Source organism: Psychrobacillus sp. FSL W7-1493, assembly GCF_038004905.1.
In the GTDB taxonomy this organism is placed as follows: Bacteria; Bacillota; Bacilli; order Bacillales_A; family Planococcaceae; genus Psychrobacillus.
In genome coordinates, this window is record NZ_JBBOSB010000001.1 from 1,473,691 (window position 1) to 1,492,072 (window position 18,382).

General features: G+C 36.9%; 19 protein-coding genes and 1 other annotated feature. Of the genes, 13 read left to right on the top strand and 6 right to left on the bottom strand.

The features are described from left to right. Nucleotides 1-18 precede the first annotated feature (18 nt). The 4 genes from MKX96_RS07485 to MKX96_RS07500 all read left to right on the top strand — a co-directional run bounded on the left by MKX96_RS07485 (nucleotide 19) and on the right by MKX96_RS07500 (nucleotide 4,667). Nucleotides 19-1,107, top strand: a complete 1,089-nt coding sequence (locus MKX96_RS07485) for a M42 family metallopeptidase (RefSeq protein WP_340883058.1) — start codon at nucleotides 19-21, stop codon at nucleotides 1,105-1,107. Between the two features lie 143 nt (nucleotides 1,108-1,250). Continuing rightward, on the top strand, nucleotides 1,251-2,216 hold the full coding sequence (gene argF / locus MKX96_RS07490; RefSeq protein WP_340883059.1) for an ornithine carbamoyltransferase: 966 nt from the start codon (nucleotides 1,251-1,253) through the stop codon (nucleotides 2,214-2,216). Between the two features lie 632 nt (nucleotides 2,217-2,848). After that, nucleotides 2,849-3,364: a sigma-70 family RNA polymerase sigma factor gene (locus tag MKX96_RS07495; RefSeq protein WP_340885917.1), complete on the top strand. Its 516-nt coding sequence runs from the start codon at nucleotides 2,849-2,851 to the stop codon at nucleotides 3,362-3,364. Then, entirely contained in the window at nucleotides 3,357-4,667 is a 1,311-nt protein-coding gene (locus MKX96_RS07500; RefSeq protein ID WP_340883060.1) for a DUF4179 domain-containing protein, read from the top strand. The genes MKX96_RS07495 and MKX96_RS07500 overlap by 8 nt, the downstream gene beginning before the upstream one ends. A gap of 68 nt (nucleotides 4,668-4,735) precedes the next feature. Here MKX96_RS07500 and MKX96_RS07505 read toward each other — a convergent pair whose 3' ends face one another. Together MKX96_RS07505 and MKX96_RS07510 are read right to left on the bottom strand one after the other, a co-directional pair. After that, nucleotides 4,736-5,716, bottom strand: a complete 981-nt coding sequence (locus MKX96_RS07505; protein ID WP_340883061.1) for a bile acid:sodium symporter family protein — start codon at nucleotides 5,714-5,716, stop codon at nucleotides 4,736-4,738. A gap of 1 nt (nucleotide 5,717) precedes the next feature. Then, complete coding sequence (locus MKX96_RS07510; protein WP_340883062.1) at nucleotides 5,718-7,112, bottom strand: FAD-binding oxidoreductase; 1,395 nt, start codon at nucleotides 7,110-7,112, stop codon at nucleotides 5,718-5,720. Between the two features lie 189 nt (nucleotides 7,113-7,301). On the opposite strand from MKX96_RS07510, the gene MKX96_RS07515 reads away from it, so the two are divergent. Both MKX96_RS07515 and MKX96_RS07520 read left to right on the top strand, forming a co-directional pair. Continuing rightward, a complete protein-coding gene (locus tag MKX96_RS07515) occupies nucleotides 7,302-7,892 on the top strand; it encodes a DUF2441 domain-containing protein (RefSeq protein ID WP_340883063.1) in 591 nt (196 codons plus the stop codon). Between the two features lie 17 nt (nucleotides 7,893-7,909). Next, nucleotides 7,910-8,248, top strand: coding sequence for a DUF3221 domain-containing protein (locus tag MKX96_RS07520; protein ID WP_340883064.1), 339 nt, complete (start codon nucleotides 7,910-7,912; stop codon nucleotides 8,246-8,248). 26 nt (nucleotides 8,249-8,274) lie between these two features. Here the strand turns inward: MKX96_RS07520 and sspI are convergent, their stop codons facing one another. Continuing rightward, entirely contained in the window at nucleotides 8,275-8,484 is a 210-nt protein-coding gene (gene sspI / locus MKX96_RS07525) for a small acid-soluble spore protein SspI (protein WP_169360284.1), read from the bottom strand. Between the two features lie 171 nt (nucleotides 8,485-8,655). Between sspI and MKX96_RS07530 the strand changes: the two genes are divergently transcribed. From MKX96_RS07530 to MKX96_RS07555, 6 genes are all read left to right on the top strand, one after another. Continuing rightward, a complete protein-coding gene (locus MKX96_RS07530) occupies nucleotides 8,656-9,420 on the top strand; it encodes a TrmH family RNA methyltransferase (protein ID WP_340883065.1) in 765 nt (254 codons plus the stop codon). A 55-nt stretch (nucleotides 9,421-9,475) separates the two neighbouring features. Next, nucleotides 9,476-9,708, top strand: a binding site (T-box leader). 47 nt (nucleotides 9,709-9,755) lie between these two features. After that, nucleotides 9,756-10,793 (top strand): phenylalanine--tRNA ligase subunit alpha, encoded by a 1,038-nt coding sequence (pheS, locus tag MKX96_RS07535; protein WP_169360282.1) that lies wholly within the window; start codon nucleotides 9,756-9,758, stop codon nucleotides 10,791-10,793. 12 nt (nucleotides 10,794-10,805) lie between these two features. Further along, nucleotides 10,806-13,217, top strand: coding sequence for a phenylalanine--tRNA ligase subunit beta (pheT, locus tag MKX96_RS07540; RefSeq protein ID WP_340883066.1), 2,412 nt, complete (start codon nucleotides 10,806-10,808; stop codon nucleotides 13,215-13,217). 319 nt (nucleotides 13,218-13,536) lie between these two features. Then, nucleotides 13,537-14,040 (top strand): hypothetical protein, encoded by a 504-nt coding sequence (locus MKX96_RS07545; protein WP_340883067.1) that lies wholly within the window; start codon nucleotides 13,537-13,539, stop codon nucleotides 14,038-14,040. A gap of 126 nt (nucleotides 14,041-14,166) precedes the next feature. After that, a complete protein-coding gene (locus MKX96_RS07550) occupies nucleotides 14,167-14,730 on the top strand; it encodes a hypothetical protein (protein WP_340883068.1) in 564 nt (187 codons plus the stop codon). A 152-nt stretch (nucleotides 14,731-14,882) separates the two neighbouring features. Then, a complete protein-coding gene (locus MKX96_RS07555; protein ID WP_251553390.1) occupies nucleotides 14,883-15,098 on the top strand; it encodes a glycosyl transferase in 216 nt (71 codons plus the stop codon). Between the two features lie 57 nt (nucleotides 15,099-15,155). Here MKX96_RS07555 and MKX96_RS07560 read toward each other — a convergent pair whose 3' ends face one another. After that, nucleotides 15,156-15,512: a hypothetical protein gene (locus tag MKX96_RS07560; protein ID WP_340883069.1), complete on the bottom strand. Its 357-nt coding sequence runs from the start codon at nucleotides 15,510-15,512 to the stop codon at nucleotides 15,156-15,158. Between the two features lie 487 nt (nucleotides 15,513-15,999). Between MKX96_RS07560 and MKX96_RS07565 the strand changes: the two genes are divergently transcribed. Then, complete coding sequence (locus MKX96_RS07565) at nucleotides 16,000-16,839, top strand: PHP domain-containing protein (protein WP_340883070.1); 840 nt, start codon at nucleotides 16,000-16,002, stop codon at nucleotides 16,837-16,839. A gap of 335 nt (nucleotides 16,840-17,174) precedes the next feature. Here MKX96_RS07565 and MKX96_RS07570 read toward each other — a convergent pair whose 3' ends face one another. Together MKX96_RS07570 and MKX96_RS07575 are read right to left on the bottom strand one after the other, a co-directional pair. Beyond that, nucleotides 17,175-17,507 (bottom strand): cytidine deaminase, encoded by a 333-nt coding sequence (locus tag MKX96_RS07570; RefSeq protein WP_340883071.1) that lies wholly within the window; start codon nucleotides 17,505-17,507, stop codon nucleotides 17,175-17,177. 135 nt (nucleotides 17,508-17,642) lie between these two features. Next, nucleotides 17,643-18,170 (bottom strand): AAA family ATPase, encoded by a 528-nt coding sequence (locus MKX96_RS07575; RefSeq protein ID WP_340883072.1) that lies wholly within the window; start codon nucleotides 18,168-18,170, stop codon nucleotides 17,643-17,645. Nucleotides 18,171-18,382 lie beyond the last annotated feature (212 nt).

Consider the following 18,382-nt stretch of genomic DNA (forward strand, 5'->3'; position numbering starts at 1 on the left):
ATTTAGGAGGGCGAAATAATGACAAAATTAGATGAAACATTAACAATGCTTAAAGAACTTACGGATGCAAAAGGGATTCCCGGTAACGAGCGTGAACCGCGTAAAGTAATGGAAAAATATATTGCCCCTTATGCAGACAAAATTGAATATGACAACCTTGGTAGCTTAATCGCTGAAAAAGTGGGAGATGCTAACGGACCTAAAATCATGGTTGCAGGTCACTTAGACGAAGTTGGTTTTATGATTTCCAAAATTGATGACAAGGGATTCGTGAGTTTTCAGACAGTGGGAGGCTGGTGGTCACAAGTAATGCTAGCTCAACGTGTAACGATCGTTACTCGTAAGGGCGAAACTATTACAGGTGTTATCGGCTCTAAACCACCACATATTCTTAGCCTAGAAGCACGTAAAAAGCCTGTCGATATTAAAGAAATGTTTATTGATATTGGTGCTTCCTCTAAAGAAGAAGCTATGTCATGGGGAGTATTACCAGGCGATATGGTCGTTCCGTATTTTGAATTCACTGTAATGAACAACGATAAACTTCTACTTGCAAAAGCTTGGGACAATCGCATTGGTTGTGCTATTGCAATCGATGTATTGAAAAATTTACAAGGCCAAGATCATCCAAATATCGTATATGGTGTCGGGAATGTTCAAGAAGAAGTAGGTCTTCGCGGAGCTAAAACCTCTACAGCAAAAATTAACCCTGATATCGGCTTTGCAGTTGATGTGGGTATTGCTGGTGATACTCCAGGAATCACTCCAAAAGAATCATCTAGTAAAATGGGAGATGGCCCTCAAATCGTCCTATTTGATGCATCTATGGTATCCCATAAAGGATTACGCGATTTTGTAGTGGATACAGCAGAAGCAAATAATATCCCTTATCAATTTGAAACAATTGCTGGTGGGGGAACAGATGCAGGGTCTATGCATATTTCCTTAAATGGTGTACCTTGCTTGTCAATCGGTGTCGCTACTCGTTATATTCATTCGCATGCAGGAATTCTGCATAGAGATGATTACGAGAATACAGTTAAATTGATTGTTGAAGTTATTAAAAAGCTTGATCGTGATACAGTAAACAATATAACTTTTAACTAATTAAACAAAACTAATGAAGAATACACAGTATTCCTCATTAGTTTTTTTATGTATAAAAAAATGTATATAAATTCGCTTGACTTTATAAATATTCATACTTATAATAACAATTACAGAAGATACGGGTAAAGGGGATTATGAGTATGAAATTATTGGAGTGGGTAAATCTTAAATTAGTTGATAGTTTAAAAGGAAAGGATCTTTTAACACTTTTGGATTACTCTAAGGAAGAAGTGACTGAATTACTAGAACTGGCAACAAACTTAAAGTCTTTAACGAAGGCTGGTAAATGTCCTCCATTGTTAGAAGGGAAGACATTAGGAATGATATTTGAAAAGCACTCTACACGTACAAGGATTTCGTTTGAGGTGGGGATGAAGCAGCTAGGCGGAAATGGTATGTTCATGAACGCTAGAGATTTGCAGATTGGTCGTGGAGAATCTGTCTATGATACAGCACATGTCCTCTCGGGTTATCTAGATGGTATTATGATTCGTGCTAATTCACACGCTATGGTTAAAGAGCTTGCGGAGCATGCAAGTATACCTGTAATAAACGGCCTAACAGACCTCTACCATCCATGTCAGGCATTAGCAGATATATTAACAGTACAAGAAGTGAAAGGTCATACGAAAGGTCTGAAGCTAGCTTTTATTGGTGATGGTAACAATGTTGCACATTCCTTAGTGATTGCTGCTGCATACATGGGAATGCACATTGCTGTAGCAACTCCAGTTGGCTATGAGCCAAATGAAGAGATTATGGCAAAGGCAAAGGCAATCGCTCTTGCAAACGAAGGTTCCTTGTTTGTTTCTAATGATCCACTAGAAGCTGCGGTGAATGCAGATGTAGTTTATACAGATGTTTGGACTTCCATGGGGCAGGAGGAGGAAGCTGTTAAGCGTTTGGAGGAATTTAAGGATTATCAAATTAATGACAAGCTAGTAGCCAATGCGAAAGCAGATTATATGTTCCTTCATTGTCTTCCGGCTCATCGAGAAGAAGAAGTTTCTAGCTCAGTAATAGATGGACCTAACTCATATATATTCCAGCAGGCAGAAAATCGCTTGCATGCACAAAAAGCTGTACTTGCTTCTTTGATGGCTTAAAAATTTTTGAATAAGCTGTAACGACAGGGTGTGTCCTACAGTTTATATATATGCGATGTTGCTTATCTAGAAGGATGACTTCATCGCTACATAGGAAAAGCGATTCCGGGAGACGCTGGGATCGCTTTTTATTTTATTTGAGCAAGAGATAAAAACCTCAGTCATGTACAACCATTCCCCAATACGTCAATATAGATATATCTTCTTTCTCAACTCCAATCTTATACAGCAGTAACTCCTCTAATCTATTGAAAATTAGTATCTTAACCTGCAGAATTATATCTCACTGGTAGGTGAATTCTATTTTATTCTTATAAGAGGATAAACACGTACGATAAAAAGAGAGTAAAGGCACTTATATACTTTAAGAATAGAGGTGAAAATTGATTTCCGCGGGGTGAGCGATAAGCCATCATCCACAGCACAACAAGCGCGGTTGTGAATGTCTTATCTGTCTCACTCGTCCCGACTTATGTCGCCGCCCGCCACTTACAATCAATACATAGAAAATGTTTAGGTTAAATTTGTAAAACGCATTATGATTCAATTACTTAATACATAAAAAAATGAAACGTTTTACATATCTCGTTTATCTAACATATAGAACGAAAGGGGGTACTCAGTTGTCGGATGTGAAGAAAGTACAAAAAGCTATGAAAGGGAACCATAAAGCATTCCAGGATCTCATGGAAAAGGAGAAGGTAAAGCTATATAAAATAGCGTTTATGTATGTAAAAAATGAAGAGGATGCATTAGAGGTTTTTCAGGAAACCGTTTATAGAGCGTTGATTTCCATCAAAAATTTAAAGGAAGAGCGATATTTTTCAACGTGGTTGGCTCGCATACTTATAAATACTGCCTTAGATCATATAAAAAAGAAGAATAGGGTAGTGCCCATGGACAGAGACTTACTTGAAAATAAAGTGAAGCCTTACATAACACCTGAAAAAGAAATCGACTTGTTAGAGGCTGTTATGGAGCTAGACGAAAAATATAAGTCTGTATTAGTCTTACGGTATTATCAGGATTATGCCATTAAGCAAATAGCCGAAATTTTGGAATCTCCAGAGGGGACAGTTAAAACAAACATCCACAGAGGACTAATTCTCTTAAGAAAAACAATAAAGGAGGATTGTATAAATGAGTAAGCAATGGCCAGATTTAAAAAAGGAAATGGATAATATACAAGTGCCACTGGAGAAGCTAGATAAAATCATAAAAAACGTTGCTCCTTCGATAAAGAAGAAAAAATCTAAACTCAAAATAGTGTCCTATACAGCAGTTGCAGCCGCTGTCGCGTTATTTATTTTTGTTGGATCGGCTAGTGTTTCTCCTGCAATGGCTAAAATAGCTTCACACGTTCCACTTATTGGTACATTTTTTAATGATGTGCAAGATGAAGGTTTACAAATAGCTGGGCAAAAAGGATTAACACAGATAATCGATCAATCTTCCAAGGATAGTGGTATTACTTTAACTATCAATGAAATGTTTTATGACGGAACAAGACTTGTTTTCGGTTACACACAAGAATCATTGTTGGCAATTGGCGAGTTAGAAAGACCAACAATCGAGGTAAATGGAAGAGAAATCAATTTCAGTTCTAGCTATTCAGGAGAATTTATAACACCACAAAAGTATAAGGGGATGGTGGAGATCAATCCAACTGAGGAGCTCCCAGAAGAATTCGAGCTAAACATGAGGATAGACGCTATTGGACTGATACCGGGTAATTGGAATTTCCAATTTCATGTCAAACAGTCGAATCAGGTGATGGTAGTACGTCTAGAAGAGGCTCAAATGATTGAAGAAATGAAAGTGCGAATTAACTCATTGAAAATAGGTCCAGCAGGAACAGATTTAGCTGTTCAAATAACTTCCAAAGAGGAAGAAATGAATTTAGAGCCATATGACTTAGAATTTTTTCTAGTAGATGATCATGGAAATGTACTTGATCTATTAGGAAAAGATGCACATGGTGATACGGAAAGTGGTGTGGTTGAAACAACAGTTGGATATCTCTTTAGTCCACTAAAAGAAGGAACTAAAAAGGTTAGAGTTATTCCTTATAAGCTAGAGGACCATATTCCCTTAGAAAAAGTGATGATTCCTCTTGAAGGACAGAAATATCCTCTTAAGTTAAGTCAAGGAGATTTCGGGGATATTACCGTTACAGAGATTCAGTCAAATGAAGAGCAAATTATTGTATATTTTGATGTTAACAGCGAATCACTTTACGATAATAGACTTACTAGAAATCCGATATGGTTAGAGGATGAACACGGGAATAATTTAATGCTCGAGGAAGCTCCGTTTGCAAAGAGAATAGAAGACAATAGCTTTAAGCAAGTATTCAAGGCAAGTGAAATTGAAAGAGTAAACTTAGCTACCTTCCAATATTCTAAGCCTATTATGTATGAAGAATTGGAATTACAGGTACCAGAAAAATAATTTATGAGTAACGGATAAACAAAAATAGGAATGGTAGTGGATTAATACACTACCATTCCTATTTAAATTTAAACCTGTGAAGGCTTACCTTCTAACGGGATAGCTTCTATTTCTTCTTCCTCATTTCCAGCACTCTTTGACCAAATAGTTGCTATAATTGGACCTGAGATATTGTGCCAAACGGCTCCTAAGGCACTAGGGAGTGCAGCTAACGGTCCTAAATGGGCAGTTGCAAGTGCAACGCCTAAGCCTGAATTTTGCATACCAACCTCAATTGAAATGGCACGGCAGTCCGATTTGGAAAGCTTCATCATCTTTGCGGTGTAATAGCCAAGCAATAGGCCAGCACCATTATGAAGGAATACTCCCACAAAAACTAAAAGTCCTGCAGAAGCGATGTTATTTACATTACCTGCTACTACAGCTGAAACAATGATGATAATAGCTAATACAGAGATTAATGGTACAACATTTGCGCTTTTTTCTACAGCAGTTGGTAATAACTTTTTAATAAGTAAACCAAGAACGATTGGAACAATAATCACTTGTACAATGGACATAAACATATCCATGGCATTTACCGGCATCCATTGCCCTGCTAGCCATAGGAGTAAAACTGGCGTCATTAATGGAGCCATTAGAGTCGAGAAGGAGGTCATCGTAATAGAAAGTGGTACATTCCCCTTCGCTAAGTAAACCATTACATTGGATGCAGTTCCACCGGGTACGGAGCCAAGTAGAACTAGGCCAGCTGCTAACTCATTAGGCAGCTGTAGAATGTACGCAATAGCAAATGCGGTTAAAGGCATTACGAGGAATTGTGCTGCTACACCGATAATTACTGGTTTAGGATTAGTAATAATCAGTTTGAAATCAACTGCTTTAAGCGTAAGCCCCATCCCAAACATAACTACTCCAAGTAATAAAGTTATATAACTACGAAAAGGTAAGAATGCCTCTGGTATTAAGAAAGCAACTACTGCAATTAAGATAACTAGGAAAGCAAAATACTTTCCAGCAAAGCTACTGATTTTCTCTAATGTTTTCATATTACTCACCTTCTCTTTCAAGTTTTACAATTTTGTTTGGATTTAAAATATTGTTGGGATCTAAAGCAACTTTAATCTTTTCCATAACTTGAAGTGCCTCCCCATGTTCAGCTGCCTGGTATTTTTGCTTCCCTACACCTACCCCGTGCTCGCCTGTACAAGTACCTTTTCGTTCCAGAGCGTATCGTACGATTTTTTCGTTATAGGTCACTGCCTTCTGTATTTCTTCCGAATCGTTCATATCAATCATGATAAGGGCATGGAAATTTCCATCACCGACATGACCTGTAAGACCTCCTATTAACCCAAAAGCATCAAGTTCCTTACGTGCAAATATGACAGCGTCAGCTAGCTCGGAAATAGGAACACAAACATCGGTCACCATGAGCTTCTTTCCTACGTTTCCATGAATGTAAGCATAGGCTAGATTATGTCTTGCGTCCCAAAGCTTGTTTCGAGCAGCGTTATCTGTTTCAAATTGAATATCCTCACTGCCATGGTCTTTCACAATTTCTTGAGTAAATTCTACATCTTGAGCAAGTCCAGCTTCATTGCCATGGAATTCTAAGAATAGAGTTGGCTTTTCAGCGTAGTTAGTTTCACTAAATTGATTTACCTGACGAATAGAGCTTTCATCTACTAGCTCTACGCGAGCAATCGGTATACCTGCCTGTAAAATGGAGGTTACTGCCTCTACTGCATGTTTGACAGTAGGGAATGTTGCTCTAGCAGCTGTCGTGAATTCTGGGATGCCGTACACTTTTAAAGTCAGTTCTGTAAAACAGCCTAAAGTACCTTCCGAACCAACAAACAACCCATTCAAGTGAAATCCAGAGGCAGATTTAGCTGCCAAGTTTCCTGTATGTATGATTGTTCCATCTGCAAGCACTACTTCTAGGTCTCGAACTTGGTCTCTCATAACGCCGTACTTCACAGTTGTAGTCCCGCTGGCATTTGTTGCGGCCATTCCACCGAGAGTAGCATCAGCACCGGGGTCAACTGAAAAGAATAAACCATACTTTTTTAACTCCATGTTCAGCTGTGTTCTCGTTACACCTGGCTGCACTACCACAAGTAAATCCTGTTCTCTTATTTCTAATATTTTATCCATTAAAGAAAAATCGATAGTTATTCCATTATCATAGGGAATAACATGCCCTTCTAAACTCGTGCCACGTCCAAACGGTACGACGGGAACTCCAAGTTTATTAGCAGTCTTCATGATATTGCTGACATCTGCCGAATTCTTAGGGAAAACGACAATGTCTGGCAAGCTAATAGAATGGTAGGATTCATCTTTTCCATGTAATTCTCGGATAGTTTGGTTGGTGGAAATCTGATCTTGTTCTAGGTGTTCTTCCAATGCTTCCACAATATTTTCCATTAAAATCTTCATTCGCTTCGCCTCTTTGCTATAATTTAGATGTATAACTTTTACGATTTTTCTAATTATTCAAACTCATAGAGTAATTATATACAGTATATTATATAAATCAAGAACAAATTATCTAATAAATAAAATAATTTAGTAGTTTAGTGAATTGAAATATTTTATTTTCTATTTTATTAATAAAAGGAGAAAAAAATGACGGAGAATGAACTAGTTGTTTATCATATTGTTACAAGAAACAAGATGAGGGTAGGACAGATAATTGATTTTAGTGAGAATCAAAAGAATACGTTATATCACTTCTTTTTTGAAAAAGAACAATTAAATTCCAAGGGAGAAGACTTTGTTAAAATTTTTCAAAACCAATATACAAATGAAGGGGTGAACTTAACTAAAGAGGATGCAGAGGTTGGTCTTAAATATTTGGATCAAACGACTAGAGCAATCCGCGAAACGATAGTCGAAATGGTTAGATTAGAGGAATATCCGACTTACCCATCTAGATTATCCTGTCTATATGCTACAAAAAGCTTAGAGGATGCACTCAAATGGGTAGACTTATTTAATTCCTATAATCGGCAGGTCTTGCAGCTTGTTAAGCTTCGAGTTGATGGTAAAACTTTTGAGGGAGATGCAAGCCATTTGCCAAAGGAAGATGGTGTACCTTTTGCACGGAAAATAGAGCAGGCAAGAGAGTATTGGCAAGGAAATGTAAATAGTGGATTACCAGAGATGTTAGTGGATGGAAAAATAGAAGTTGTAGAAATTCTAGAAGAGTATGAATAATGTTGGGAGGTTAACCAATGATTCGATATTTGGGGTTTCTTATAATACTGGTATCCGTTGTTAGTTTATGGGGTTGTAATGAAGAAAGTCAGGAAGAGCGATTTATAATGGAGGGTATAGTAGCAGAGGTCTCTGATGCTCATGTTTTTATTTATGAAGAGCAACCAGGAATAGATAGAATTTTAACAAAGGAGGAAGTTACATCTAAATCTATACAATCTTCATCCTTTGTGTTTGATGAAAAACTATCGGATATAGAGGTCGGGGACAAGGTGAAAGTCTGGTATGATGTCCTAGACACACGCTTACCAGGCTCTGGCCATGGCACTAAAATCGAACTAATAAAGAGACCGTAGAATGTACGGTCTCCACTAGCTAATACTTATTGAGCAAATGCAGTAGAAACATTATTGAGCATTGCTTGTTTGCTGGATTCATCAGCCGATTTCCACCATTTTTCAAAGATTACACCAAGACCAGGTAATAAATGTTCTTCTCCTCGGTTAATCGCATCTTCTACCACTTCTTTAATATCAGTAGCTGAATTACCCTTTAGGTTAGCTGCTATTGCTTCTCGAATTTGAAAATCCATTTTCATCACTCCTTGTCTTTATCTTTCCCCATGTTTCTTCAGGTATACATAATTTTGTTTAATTGATAGAAGATAAATATGAACTACCGAAAGAACGTGATATAATTTTTTACAATGAAAAGATGCTAAAACTTTAGTTTTACAGCACTTTAGAAAAAGGCGGTACATAATATGAAACGAATCGAATCTCCTCAAAACTCCTTAGTAAAGCATTGGAAAAAATTACTCAGTGTTCGAAAAGAAAGAGATAAAACTGGTGAATTTATCATTGAAGGCTATCATTTAGTAGAAGAAGCAATCAAACAAAAAGAACTTGTCTTAACTATCATGTTAAGCGATACAAGTGAAATTCCTGCCAGTTGGGACGTAGACAATCTAGAAATAGTAGAAATTAATGATGTTATTAAAAAAGAGCTTGCTGAAACAGAGCATACACAAGGCATTTTTGCACATTGTAAACAAAGTGCAGCTAAAGCAGATGAACAAGAAAATTGGAGTAAATTTTTATTGATCGATGCGGTTCAAGACCCAGGGAATATTGGAACGATGATTCGTACGGCTGATGCTGCAGGGATAGACGCTGTTATTCTTGGAAAGGGATCAGCTGATGCGTACAATTCTAAAACGCTTCGCTCTGCTCAAGGCTCTCATTTCCACATACCTATTTTAAAAGGTGACTTGAGCTATTGGGTCGATCAGCTAAAAAAGAAAAATGTAAAAGTATATGGAACGGCATTTGAAAATTCAACGCCGTTTCATGAAGTAGAGAAAAGTGATGCGTTTGCATTAATAGTAGGAAACGAAGGTAGTGGCATACAAGCAAGTCTTTTAGATCAAACGGACCAAAATATTATTGTTCCTTTATTGGGCCAAGCGGAATCTTTAAATGTCGCAGTCGCAACAGGAATTCTTCTTTATGGGCTTACATTGAGATAAATACCCTTGATGAAATGTTTAAAAGTCCGTATAATAGATAATAATTTGATAAATAAGAAAAGCTGTCATCGGGAAAAGTATATATGATTATTCGAATGTAGGGATTTTGCGCCTAGACTGGAAGCGTAAATGGAGAATTCATAAAGAAGTTCACCCCGTTAGCTGCCACTGGGACCAGTATTTACTGTAAAGGTGTGCCGGTGTAGAGCCGTTATTCGAATTGAGTGATTGCACGTTTTGTTGTGCAATAATCAGGGTGGTACCGCGAAATTAGTCCTCGTCCCTTTTATAGGGGCGGGGATTTTTTATTTTGTCAATTAGGAGGGATTTTTCAAATGGAAGCACAACTTCAACAGTTAAAAGAAGAAGCATTACAAAAAATTGAAGCATCACAAAACACAAAAGAATTAAATGATGTGAGAGTAGCGTATTTAGGAAAAAAAGGACCGATCACAGATTTATTAAAGGGTATGGGTAAACTCCCAGCTGAAGAACGTCCAAAAATGGGAGCACTTGTGAATGTAGTGCGTGAAGAAGTAACTGCCGTTTTAGAAGCACGTATGACATTACTTCAAGAACAAGCGATTCAAGAACAGCTTGCAAAAGAGTCTATCGATGTTACATTACCGGGAAGACCAGTGAAAACAGGTAATCATCATCCACTCACACGTGTAGTGGAGGAAATCGAAGATCTATTCTTAAGCATGGGTTATGAAATTGCCGAGGGTCCTGAAGTAGAAAAGGATTACTACAATTTTGAAGCGTTGAATTTACCTAAAGGACATCCAGCTCGTGATATGCAGGATTCCTTCTATATTTCAGAGGATATTCTATTGCGTACGCATACCTCTCCAGTTCAAGCGCGCACGATGGAAGCAAAAGAAGGGCAACCAATTAAGATCATTTGTCCTGGTAAGGTATATCGTCGTGATAATGATGATGCTACCCATTCTCATCAATTCACTCAAATCGAAGGTTTAGTCATCGGTGAAAATATTCGTATGAGTGATTTAAAAGGTACTTTATCTTTATTCGCGAAGAAAATGTTCGGAGAAGATCGTGAAATTCGACTGCGTCCAAGTTTCTTCCCATTCACAGAGCCTTCTGTAGAGATGGATATCTCTTGCTTCAAATGTGGAGGAAGTGGTTGTAACGTATGTAAGAAAACAGGCTGGATTGAAATTCTAGGAGCAGGTATGGTTCATCCTAATGTTCTTGAGATGGCTGGCTATGATTCTAAAAAGCTTTCTGGTTTTGCGTTTGGTATGGGACCAGAGCGTATTGCAATGTTGAAATATGGAGTGGAAGATATTCGTCATTTCTATACAAATGATGTGCGTTTCTTATCGCAATTCCACCGAACAGAAGTGTAAGGAGGAAATGACATGTTAGTATCAACGAAATGGTTATCAGAATATGTAAACACACAAGGGTTGGACCCTAAAGACTTAGGTGAGAAAATTACTCGCTCAGGAATAGAAGTAGATGCAGTGATTGATCGCTCTCTAGGCATGGCAAATGTAGTAGTTGGATATGTAAAGGAAAAAGTGAAGCATCCAGAAGCAGATAAGCTAAACATCTGTCAGGTGGATGTAGGAGATGAAATCACTCAAATTATTTGTGGTGCTCCGAATGTTGACGCTGGTCAAAAAGTAATCGTTGCACGTCCTGGAGCTGTACTACCAGGCGGCATTAAAATAAAAAAAGCGAAGCTACGCGGTGAAGTATCTAATGGAATGATTTGTTCTCTTCAAGAGCTAGGTATTGAAGGTCGTCTCGTATCTAAAGCGTATGCAGAAGGTATTTATGTTCTTCCTGAAACAGCTGTACCAGGTGAAAGTGCACTTCCTTTATTAGGCTTGGACGATGTAGTGCTAGAGTTAGGATTAACACCAAACCGTTCGGATGCACTAAGTATGCTAGGAGTTGCTTATGAAGTAGGAGCTATTCTTTCAGAGGATATGAAATATCCGGAGGCTGCTTATACAGAGAGCAACGAAAAGGCAGAAAACTATTTGAAGCTTCGTGTGGATGCAATAGAAGAAAATCCTTTGTATATTGCTAAGGTAGTTAAAAACGTACAAGTAAAAGAATCTCCATTATGGCTACAGAATCGTCTGATGGCTGCTGGAATTCGTCCTCATAATAATGTAGTTGATATTACTAACTATGTATTAATGGAGTTTGGTCAACCACTTCATGCATTTGACTATGACCGTTTAGCGACAAAGGAAATCGTTGTACGCCCTGCAGCTGAAGGTGAAAAGATTGTTACACTCGATGACCAAGAACGAACACTTAAATCTAATCATTTAGTAATAACTAACGGTAAAGAGCCGGTTGCTATAGCTGGAGTAATGGGTGGGGCTAATTCAGAGGTTCATGAAGGTACGACAACCGTTGTAATCGAGTCAGCTTACTTTGCAGCTGGATCTGTTCGTCAAACATCTAAAGACCATAACCTACGTAGTGATGCAAGTGCTCGCTTTGAAAAAGGTGTGGATCCAAATCGTGTAATGATGGCAGCAGAGCGCGCAGCAAGCCTATTAGCAGAGCTTGCAAATGGTGAAGTACTAGCTGGTTCCGTGGTAGTAGACGAGTTAGATAAATCACCAGCTGAAGTCATCGTTTCTCCAGATTTCATTAACAGTCGTTTAGGAATGAAGATATCTTTAGAGGATATGACATCTATCTTGTCCCGTTTGAAATTTGAATTCCAAGCAGCTAATGGATATTTATATATTAAAGCACCTACTAGACGTCAGGATATTAAAATTCCTGAGGACATCGTGGAAGAAATCGCTCGTATGTATGGTTACGATGAAATTCCAATGACATTACCAGTGGAAGAGTCTAAACCAGGTGGTTTAACATCCTACCAAGCAAAACGTCGCCAAGTGCGTGGTTTTATGGAAGGCGCAGGACTTTACCAAGCAATTACGTACTCATTAACTTCTAAAGAAGTAGCACAAAAGTTTGCTTTAGAAACTGCTCCTGTAACGGAACTGTTAATGCCAATGAGTGAGGAGCGTAGCACGCTACGTCAAAGCCTAATTCCCCATTTGCTAGAGGCTGTAACGTATAATACTGCTCGTCAAGCAGATACCGTTGCATTGTATGAAATTGGTTCTGTCTTCTTAGGAGAAACAGCATCTGGATTACCTCATGAGCAAGAGCATTTAGCAGGCGTTATTGCTGGTAAATGGGTTGAGCATAGCTGGCAAGGGGAGAAAAAAGCAGTAGATTTCTTTGTTCTGAAAGGAATTGTTGAAGGCTTAATGGACCTACTTGGCCATACAAGTGAGTTAACCTTTGAACGTGCTGTAATAGAAGGAATGCATCCAGGAAGAACTGCAACTATCCAATTGGCAGGGGAAGAGATCGGTATTATTGGTCAATTACACCCGGCGGAACAAAAAGCACGTGACTTAAAGGATACGTATGTATTCGAACTGAATTTAATGAAGGTATTAAACAAAGATGCTGGAACATTGTACTATTCACCAGTTTCTAAATTCCCTTCTATTACTCGCGATATCGCATTAGTAGTGGATCAGGAAAAAGCTACTGGAGAGCTACAAGCAATTATCCAACAATCAGGTGGAAAATTGCTTAAGGGTGTACATTTATTCGATTTATATGAAGGAGAAAAAATGGAACCAGGCAAAAAATCAGTTGCATTCTCTCTAACGTATTTCGATCCAGAGCGTACATTAACGGATGAAGAAGTAGTCAATGCACATAACAAAGTTCTAAAAGCACTAGCTGAGCAAGCTGGAGCCGAGCTCCGAGGATAAAGGCTGATAACCTTGCGGAGATGACCCCAAATCTTGCAGAGATGGGTTAGAACCTTACAGAGAATAGCGAACCTTGCAGAGATGGGTTAGAACCTTGCAGAAATGACTCTAAACCTTGCGGAAACGAGTCAAAACCTTGCGGAGATGACCCCAAACCTTGCAGAAAACCACAATACTTTTAGAGAATAACTAAAAGAATTAAATAAATGAAAAAGGAGCAGCACCAAAATAGGTGTTGCTCCTTTTAGTTGAACTCTGAAAGTATAAGTATATTTATGTTAAAATAGGTATAAAAAGTTACGAAATTGGAGGTGTGCGAATGGGTACCTTTGATCCAAACAACAATACATACACGAAAGAAATATTAGAGAAACAGCTAATTCTATCGAAGCCTTTAACCAAAAGTGAAGCAGAGAAATTGAATTTAGCAAACAACAATCTTGAAAATGAAGAGGATACCTTTCTACCGAAGCAGTGGTTTTGTCGTGCGGATATAGGGGAGTGGGAAGAGGTAGAAATATTTATACAAGGTGATGATAAAAAGCCTTATGTCAGCTGTATAGAAATGGCCGAGAAAATACTAAAAGATATTCCTCAGCATATTAATCGTGCATTAAATTACTTGAAAGAATTTTTTCCTACTCAACAATCGGAGGACTATTATTTATCTACGATTTCCTTTGGAAGAATAATTAATTTTGATGATCAGCTTTATACCGGCTTTACAATAGGTTTTTATAGCGAAAAACCGCATGAATATCAATATAAGGTGAAATTCAAAGAAAATGGTTGGCCAATTGGGTTTGAGGGTGGACCCATGTAGAGTAGAAGAATAGAAATCGAAAGCTTCTTAGGAAGAAATGAACAGAATTTATAAATATACTCGAAATCATGAAAGCTATAATATAGCTAATCCTTGGAAAAAATAACTTGTTGAGGATGTGTAAAAATGGGTTTTTTTAATCGCTTGTTTAAAAAAGTTGAAGATATTAATAAGGGAGAAGTAGCTGTTTCTGAACTGGAATCCGAGTTCTATCTTGAGTCACCTGTAGAAGAAGCAAAGGATTATTGGGTGGAAATGGCTCAAAATATTATTGTGAACACGGTTAAGGCAACCAACAATTCTGTTGAACGAGCTTTTGTCCTCATCGATTTTGGGGAACAACCTTCTTTTGATATCTTTTATCAAGTAGATGGAAGTTTAGTTATGTGGCATCAGCTTGAGCATCAGGATATAAAAGAAAAAATTGAAAACGAACTGCTTCCTCAAGCAACCGATGTTGTGAAAGCAGTAAATGATAACTTCATACAGGCCAATCACCCAACCATTGCATTTGCGGAGCTGCAATTTGAATGGCAAACTAGCGCTTGGTTTTCACATATAATATGGGAAGACGACGAGTACTCAAAGCTAGCCAAGGACGAAATATTAAATAAATGGTTTGATACATTAAGTGTTGAAGTTAAAGATCTACCATTAGATAGTGATACTAAGCTGTCCTGGTATCCGTAAGTTGTTTTAATCATATTCTTTTAAAAGAGAGAAAGAGTTTAATAGCCTGATTAGAACGCTTATGTCTCATTTCGGAACGTCCTCTCTATTTTATAGGAGAGGACTTAACTAACTTGTGTCCATATATCGATACTAGCTTAAGGGGAGAATTTATGAATAAACAAGCTGTAACTTATTTTATCTTAGGAATAAGTGTCATACTGATTAGTACACCATTAGGGTACAGTTTAGTTAAGATCGTGTATCGAAACAAAAGTTTAGCTGAAGAATATGTACCAATTCTTAACGGATTTATATATTCATTGATGTTAGTCGGTATTTTGGTATTTAGCATTGGTGTAATTACCTTCATAAAAAATAAAGATTAATCGTTGTATTAACTTCACTGATGTGTTATTTCAAGAAGGAAACCTGAAACAGAGAAATTATTCCCCTGGCATTAATGCTATGACTTCAAATGTTTCCATATCAACAAATACTAGTGGTGATGCAACTGAATCTACTTTTGTCACTAAAAATATTTCTTTTCCTATATATGAATGATCAAAATTTTTAAATGTTTCATCTACCATAATTTTTTTCACCGATGCGTTTTTCCATTCATTTACTGAGCTATGTTGGTTCGTATTCTGATTTTGAAAATATTCCTGTACTACGTTTATGACCTCTGTATCTGTGTCATTCTTTTTTGCAACGTTGCTTTCTTTTTCATTTTTTGCACAACCCGTGACGAAGAGAAATATAAAGATAAGGAAGTAAAAGCAGATATATTTCCTTTTCAAAAAACACCCATCCTTTATCAATTAGACGTTTTGGATAGTCGTTTTGTTACTACACTTTGCTATCAAACTGTTCCTGTAGTTTTTCAGGCAAAAACCATCTGGTGAACAATCAAATCTTGCCTTTATAACATAGCCAAAACATAAAATGAGCTCGTGTCTCCGAGCTCACTTTAATTTAATATGGCTATGTTAAAAGGAAGGGTTGATTTTAAATACACTTAAAAAATATGCTAGGATATTTTCTCTAGGCCCATTTAAGGCACTCCATGTTCAATACGACACTGTCCACAATAATATAACAAGCAAAATAGGTTCTGTAAATTTTGATAGTTTTTTATTTTAAGGAGGAATACTGAAATTCATTTCGTATTTATTATATTTAATGGAAATGAAATAAAGGTAAATGACCGTCATCGAATAATAGAATTAATAGTATATAAGAAAAAAGGAATAAGACATCCATTTACAAATTAGAGGTGAAATTATAATGTATGCAGATTTACATATTCATTCGTACTACTCCGATAGCACCCGTTCTCCTGAGGAAATTGTCAAGAAGGCAAGAGAGCTCGGCATTGACTTATTATGTGTAAGCGACCACAACACAACAGCAGCTTATAACGAGCTTGTTCAATTGTGTAAAGAGTACAAAATTAAATTAATTGGAGGTGCAGAAATTTCTACCTCTTTTAAAGGTAAAGAATTTCATGTCCTCGCTTATGATTTCGATTTTGAAAACAAAGAGATTATTAATATTTGCAAACAATCTGAGTCGGTTTATGCTGATATTGATTTAGAATTAATCAAAAGTATGAGTGTTGATTATCAGGAAATAAGTATAGAGGAATTTAACTCTTACAATAGAAATATAAATAACGGTGGGTGGAAAGGTTTTGATTACTTAAAAACCAAAAATTTAGTTAATAATGTTTCTAGTTTTTTTAAGCTCGTCAGCGATTATCATGTTCAATCAAAAAGGTCATTTCCATCGATAGAATATGTAATAAATGCAATACATAAAGCAAATGGTAAAGCCGTTATTGCCCACATCGGAGAAAACTTGAAGAACAATCTTAAAGAAATAGTACCTCGTTTAAAAGTACTTAAAAATATGGGTGCAGATGGCTTTGAATGCTATTACACGACCCATACAGAAGAAACAACAAAAGTTCTCGTTGACTTTTGTCAAACAAATAATATGTTAATAACGGTAGGCAACGATGATCATGGTGGATTTAACAATAGATCCAATGTTATCTATGAAATGGGAGGAGTTAAGGTCGATTTTAGTAAATTGAATCTGGAAGATATTGAGATTTTTGGTTAAATTTAATAACCGTGTATGGTAGCACAAAACAGGATTTTTTCATTTTAATAAAAAATCGACATTAAAAACGGTGCGGTGAATCCTTCTTGTCTTCGGAGTAAATAGCTTGTCATGGAAAGGCTGACATTTTTATTGTGTTTTTAAAGAAGGATTACAGAATAGTTCAACCACTGTTTCATTAACAGGAGTTTTACTTTAATAAAGTCACCTATTTTTCACATATCCCTAAGTCTATTAAAACGCAAAAACCCCTAGTTTTATTTGAAAGAAGGGGTTTTTCTTTGTATTCAATTATACGATTTTCAAATTAATTCACTACACTACATTTAAGAAGGTCATTCAGTATCACTTGTATATTTTTCTGGTATTAATTGCATTACCCAACATTTTTCTATATCCTCGTGTGGATGAGGGTGGGCTACTGCAACAATCGTTTCAAATTCATGGTCGCCCTCAGATATAGACTTACCAATAGCCATTGCTTCGCCACATACTGTAATTCTTCCTACATTGGCTTCAACGTGTACCGCCGAGTAAATCTTTCCCGTTTTCGTCCTTACCGCTGATCCAATGTGATGTCGTTCGTATCTATAATTCTTTTCAATAACGTTTTCTGCCTCTTTAATCAATTCATAATCTATGCTCTCTAAAGCTCTTACTTCTAACATAATAATCTCCCTCTCAACAATTCAACTTTATTTACTATTTCGCTGCTTTTTCAAATACACCTCTTATACAACTAACCTGTCCCGTTCGTTAAAGTGTAACTTTTCACATACAAAACCAACCATAGAACATAGCCTTTAATATTTAAAAGAGGAATTGTTTTTTATATTCACAAAAGCTTCATCTAAATCAGATGGCTGTAAGTAGGTTGTATCGTAGAGAAAGCGTTTATTTTTTCCTTTAGCTTCAAATTCATTTAGTAATTCTACACACCTTAATCCCATCTGATGTTCCTGGATCCTTAAAGAATCCCTTCTTAAAAGTTCTTTTCTCTCGACCCATAAAACAACGCACCTAATTTCCGCGTTTTTAACCTCAGCATAAATCTTTTCAGAGAATCTCTCTACTTCATCTGGAAACGCAACATAATCAATGATTATATCCTTATTTGCCTGTACGAAGTTGATACTTAAATCGGCTATATTATCCCAAACTAACGATAGAGATTCTTTACTTTTCCAAGGAGGAAGATATCCTCCAACAACCATATGATTTATTAAATCACCTTCAATATAGGCGCTATTCTCAAACTGTTCTGCAAGCCCTTTTGAAATCGTGGATTTACCAGCCCCCGCTGGTCCAGATATAATATATATTTTATTCATTCTTTCCACTTCTCTCCAATTTTTATGTACTTCACTGTTAAAATCGTTGCTCAACTAACTTGTGACCTTCGTGAAACAGGAAAGAAAAGCTGCCTTTACTAGCCTATGATTTTTACTTAAGGATCCGATAATTGAAGAAATGGTGGTTACATTTCAAGCCATTCATTCACATTTAATTTTATTCCACTTGCTGTTTTCCTTTAGGATTTCTA

Coding starts and splice junctions, on each gene's coding strand:
- MKX96_RS07485 (WP_340883058.1), top strand. CDS start 19: ATGACAAAATTAGATGAAACATTAACAATGCTTAAAGAACTTACGGAT.
- argF (WP_340883059.1), top strand. CDS start 1,251: ATGAAATTATTGGAGTGGGTAAATCTTAAATTAGTTGATAGTTTAAAA.
- MKX96_RS07500 (WP_340883060.1), top strand. CDS start 3,357: ATGAGTAAGCAATGGCCAGATTTAAAAAAGGAAATGGATAATATACAA.
- MKX96_RS07505 (WP_340883061.1), bottom strand. CDS start 5,716: ATGAAAACATTAGAGAAAATCAGTAGCTTTGCTGGAAAGTATTTTGCT.
- MKX96_RS07510 (WP_340883062.1), bottom strand. CDS start 7,112: ATGAAGATTTTAATGGAAAATATTGTGGAAGCATTGGAAGAACACCTA.
- MKX96_RS07515 (WP_340883063.1), top strand. CDS start 7,302: ATGACGGAGAATGAACTAGTTGTTTATCATATTGTTACAAGAAACAAG.
- MKX96_RS07520 (WP_340883064.1), top strand. CDS start 7,910: ATGATTCGATATTTGGGGTTTCTTATAATACTGGTATCCGTTGTTAGT.
- sspI (WP_169360284.1), bottom strand. CDS start 8,484: ATGGATTTTCAAATTCGAGAAGCAATAGCAGCTAACCTAAAGGGTAAT.
- MKX96_RS07530 (WP_340883065.1), top strand. CDS start 8,656: ATGAAACGAATCGAATCTCCTCAAAACTCCTTAGTAAAGCATTGGAAA.
- pheS (WP_169360282.1), top strand. CDS start 9,756: ATGGAAGCACAACTTCAACAGTTAAAAGAAGAAGCATTACAAAAAATT.
- pheT (WP_340883066.1), top strand. CDS start 10,806: ATGTTAGTATCAACGAAATGGTTATCAGAATATGTAAACACACAAGGG.
- MKX96_RS07545 (WP_340883067.1), top strand. CDS start 13,537: ATGGGTACCTTTGATCCAAACAACAATACATACACGAAAGAAATATTA.
- MKX96_RS07550 (WP_340883068.1), top strand. CDS start 14,167: ATGGGTTTTTTTAATCGCTTGTTTAAAAAAGTTGAAGATATTAATAAG.
- MKX96_RS07555 (WP_251553390.1), top strand. CDS start 14,883: ATGAATAAACAAGCTGTAACTTATTTTATCTTAGGAATAAGTGTCATA.
- MKX96_RS07565 (WP_340883070.1), top strand. CDS start 16,000: ATGTATGCAGATTTACATATTCATTCGTACTACTCCGATAGCACCCGT.
- MKX96_RS07570 (WP_340883071.1), bottom strand. CDS start 17,507: ATGTTAGAAGTAAGAGCTTTAGAGAGCATAGATTATGAATTGATTAAA.
- MKX96_RS07575 (WP_340883072.1), bottom strand. CDS start 18,170: ATGAATAAAATATATATTATATCTGGACCAGCGGGGGCTGGTAAATCC.